The 4213-nt window shown below is 42.4% G+C and carries 4 protein-coding genes; all 4 read right to left on the bottom strand.

From position 1 onward, the window contains the following. Positions 1–2497 (bottom strand): hypothetical protein (locus BKH46_RS09110; RefSeq protein WP_143428954.1); only part of this gene is annotated, 2497 nt, incomplete at its 3' end. Positions 2498–2688: 191 nt separating this feature from the next. After that, positions 2689–2871 carry a hypothetical protein gene (locus tag BKH46_RS09415; RefSeq protein ID WP_143428953.1) on the bottom strand — a complete coding sequence of 61 codons (183 nt, stop codon included), beginning with the start codon at positions 2869–2871 and terminating at the stop codon, positions 2689–2691. Between the two features lie 887 nt (positions 2872–3758). After that, positions 3759–4016: a type II toxin-antitoxin system RelE/ParE family toxin gene (locus tag BKH46_RS09105; RefSeq protein ID WP_095226516.1), complete on the bottom strand. Its 258-nt coding sequence runs from the start codon at positions 4014–4016 to the stop codon at positions 3759–3761. Further along, a partial coding sequence (locus BKH46_RS09100; protein ID WP_172402623.1) for a DUF6290 family protein occupies positions 4017–4213 on the bottom strand: 197 nt, incomplete at its 5' end.

Raw genomic sequence — 4213 nt, 5'->3', positions numbered from 1 at the left:
CTGCAGTCCCTCCTAGGATTGTGCCTGTGTAGCCACTTTGACCAGACTTAAATGTGCCATCTTTATAGACAAAGGCAATGGTTTTTTTGAAATTATCATTATCAAAGCCAATGTTTCCATCTGAGCTAATCCCTGATACATAGCCATCGGTGTATTCTGTAACGCCATTTGTGGTGCCATTGTCATTGGTGTTTTCTTTTTTGGTATGGGTGGCGCCACTTTGAGTGAGGGTAAAGGATTTATCTCCCTCGTTTGCAATGATGGTGGGGCGCCCCAGAGTGTCATAGACAATATTTCCCATTGAGTCTTTTTGGATGGTGGCATTACCAAAGGTGATGGAGAGATTTTTAGTTGAATCTGAGAGAATTCCCGTTTGGGCTTGGCTTGAATCACTGCTATCACTTGAATCATTAGAGCCAGATGGGGTAACAGATTTTGCAAGGGCTGAATTTGTATCTAAGATGATTGAGGTTTTTTCTAAGCCTAGGGCTCCTGTGAAGCTAGAGACATCAATATTAGTGGCGCTTTTTAGTGCAACATCTAGCATTTGACCTTTGTAGCCATTGGTTGTGCCATCTCCATTGTCAGAGCCACCATTGTTGGAGGTTTTTGAGAAGTCAAAGCTACCGACATCTGAGAAAATCACTGAAGAGTTTGTGCCCCCTCCTTTGATATTCGTGAGAGAGGTATTAGAGTTTTTACCTTTTAGTTTGCCATTACTATCTGCCCCACCAAAGTTGAGTGTTAGATGGACATTGTTGTTGTTATCTTTGATGATGATATCAGAGATGGAGAGAGATTTAGCTTCAGCAGTCGAGCCACTCACTTTGGCAGGAACAAAGTCAAGCACGCCTGTGAGTGTGCCTGCATAGCCACTGCTTGTAGTATCACCTCCATTGCCTGAGATTTTCCCAATGGAAAGTCCTGCCATATTTTTGAAATTTACAGAAGAAGCTGCATTCATTGCTTGGATAGCGCCAACAGATGTGGTATCAAAGGTAGCTAGGAGTGTGGTGGTAGTGCCTGTGGCTTTGATGTCTTTAAACTCTGTGTTTTTAGCATTGATATTTAAAGTGCTAGTGCCATTGCTAAGATTAATATTGCCCCCGACTTTAGAGGTGTCAGAGAAATTGATTGTGTTAGTGCCATTACTTGCAGTCAGATCTCCTGTGATATTTGCACCCCCTTTGAAAGTCACAGCATTTGTCCCTCCAGAGATCGTGAGGGATTTTAAGGTAGAGTTGGTATCGAAGTTGATGTTATTGGTATTGCCATTTAAAGTGACAGCTTGAACTTTGGAGTTGTTTTTAGCATTGATGGTTAGGAGTGTGGTGTTGTTTGTGATGGTGTTGGAGCCATTTGAAGATTCTTTTTGCGTGGCATTGTCGAAGTTGAGGGTTGTGCGGACAAAACCATCAGAATTTTTCCTTACCGCACTAAACTTTCCGTCCCAAACAGCCCCGCCCTTAAAGGTAATATCCATCAAGCCCGCTTGGTTATCGATATTCCCTTTTAGCGCATAGCCCTCGGTGCTGTTGCTATCGCTGCCCGTGCCGTTTCCATAGAAAGTCGCCGTGGTCGATTGATTCCAAGAAGCGTAATTTGCGTATTCGGTTTTAATGTCGCCTGTGAAGCTAGAGTTTTTGAAAAACAAAGTCGCAATCGGCGTGATTCCATAATCAGCCCCCCCATATTTCCCTCTCGCGCTATAGACAGTGCCGTTGAAAAAGGAATTGACAGCAGTGATGCTGAGCGTGCTTTGATTTTTCACAGAGCCTGAGAATGTGGAGCTACCAACTAGGGTGATGGAAGTTTTGGCGACGCGGCCATATTCACTTTCCATAGACACAATGTCTGCTTTAGCCGTGGATTTATCAGCGAGCGTGAGGTCAAAACCGGGGTCACGGACTGTGATCTGAGAGTTTTTCTGCGTTGTTTGGCCGTTGCTAGTTTGGTCTTTGCCCACAAGAGAGCTGCCGCCTTTAAAGACAATCTTAGCCCAGCCGGGGTATTCGGCCTGTCTAACATTCCAGTCGCCTTTCATCTTTGCACCATTTGTGAAGGTAAAGGTGCTTTGTTGCGTGCCTGCAAAATTCATAGTCCCCACAAAGGCATAGCCCTTGTATTGGTCGTTAGAAGAGCCTGCGCCATTGTAATTGCCATCAAAATTAAAAGTCGACACCCCCCGGCGCACATTCCACTCTGCGCCATAATTTGTAAAATCCCCGACCCAAACGGAGTTTTTCATATTAACGGTATAAACACCACCGTTAGAGGACTGGGGATTGGCGAAGATAACCATAGCGTTGGCGTTGATACTGCTCGTGCCCAAACCACTAGAGTTGAAGGCGATGTTTGCTGTGTTGGAGCCTTTGGTGTAGCTGAGGGTGACATTGCTGCTGGTGTTGAGGTTGATACAAGAAGTTGCACCTCCTAGGACACAGGTGTCATCGCCAAATTTGGCCGCTTGGGCGACATCGCCTGAAAAAGGAAACAAAAAGGCTGCGAGGACAAAGGAAAATAGCGGTGTAAAGGGCTTTTTAAAAGCCTTAGTTTTGCTTGAGGGCTTGGCTCTGTTTGAGGTTCTGTCGCTTGGGGCTTGGGCTCTTGAGGATTTGGTAGCTCTGGTTTTTAGCGTGCGTGGGGTTTTAGGGTTTGCGTTTGGAGTGCTTGCCCCTGTGCTTGCTTTTAAAGATTTGCTGTTAGGGGGGGGGCCATTGTAAGACTAGCACTTGCATTGAGAGTGTTAGCGTGGCTAGTGTTTATAGAATTTTGAGTATTTTTTACTTGAGTATCTGCTGTATTTGGAATTGTTGTATTTTCGGCTGTTTTGGGGGCATTATAGGCATTAGTATAGCTACTCTTTTTCATAAAAATCCTTTTGAATATGGTTTTTCGTAAGAGTAGTTTAGAGTAAAAAAATACGAAAGTCAAGGGGGGGGGGGTAAAAATACCAAAATGCACAAAATTTATGGAAAATTTTTATTGTGGAAATTTTTATCGTTTTGGGGGGTATTGGGGGGGTCTATCTGTATTTGTCTTTGCATTTTGTCTTTCTGCCTTTTGCCTTTGCGTGCAGTGGGTGGGGGTAGGTTTTAGGAAGGGGGAGGGCTAGCTTGGACTAAGTAGAACCCTCCCCCTCCTAAGAAAAAAGTTTTAAAGGTATTTTTGGATTGAAAAAAAAGTAGTCTAAAAGAGTTTTTAGCTTTTTAGATTGAAAAGTGGTTTTTTAGGATTTGTAAAATCTTATCAGATATTTAGAGGTATAGCACAAGCGAGAGGAAAACAATCATATTGGGGGCAGGTTTGCTTGCAAAACCCACCCTAAGATAGCACTATGTTAATAAAGTTTCGTTACTATTATTAGGCACATTAGTGCTAAAATAACAATCGTTTTGTAAAACACAATCGCTCCTCCTTTCGGAAGCTCGATTCCCCTCTGTGAAGCTGCTAACTTCATAGAGGAGTTATAAGCTTCACAATCAAATTTTACAGAAAAACTTTCATTAGTGCAATACGCAGATACAATACAGATAGATTTTTATTGATGTTTTGTAAGATTTGTAAGAAATGTATAAAAATATATTAATTCTTAAAGATATTGTTTAATGAGAAAAGATTTTTAGAAAGCTTTTGTTGATATATTTTAGGGCTAAAAAGGGGCTTTAGCGTGGGGCTTTGGATTTAAGCTTTAGGGCTTTGTGTAGTTTGTGTATATGGGTGGGAGGGTTGAAATCCCCCTCAAGCTCCACCCTGCCTTACTCATAGACCTTGCTTCTATGGTCTATTTCTAAGCATAAGATGATTAATTCTTTGTCTTGTATATGGCAGATCAAGCGATAATCTTGCACACGATAACGCCATAAGCCCTTGAGGTTACCTGTGAGGGCTTTGCCTTTTTGGCGTGGGTTTGGGAGGGTTTCTAGGTTTGCTACATATTTAGAAATTTGTTTTTGTGTTGCAAAACCTAGCTTTTCTAGTTGTTTTTCTGCCTTTGGGGAGTAGATAAATTCCATTTAGGACAATCCAAGTTTTTTGTGCAGTTCTTTAGCGCTGATCCCCTTACGCCCTCCCTCCACATACTCTTGATAGGCTAGCTCGCCCTTTTTGTAATCTTCGATATCTTCGAGATATTCTAAGAGGGCTTGTTTGGCTAGCTCTTCTTGTGAGATGTTTTGTTCTTTAGCAATGTTATAAAGAATATTGTGTGCTT

It is taken from the genome of Helicobacter sp. 12S02634-8 (genome assembly GCF_002272865.1).
Taxonomy (GTDB): domain Bacteria; phylum Campylobacterota; class Campylobacteria; order Campylobacterales; family Helicobacteraceae; genus Helicobacter_J.
Note: the sequence above shows the minus strand (reverse complement) of the source record. Positions and strands in the feature narration are given on the sequence as shown.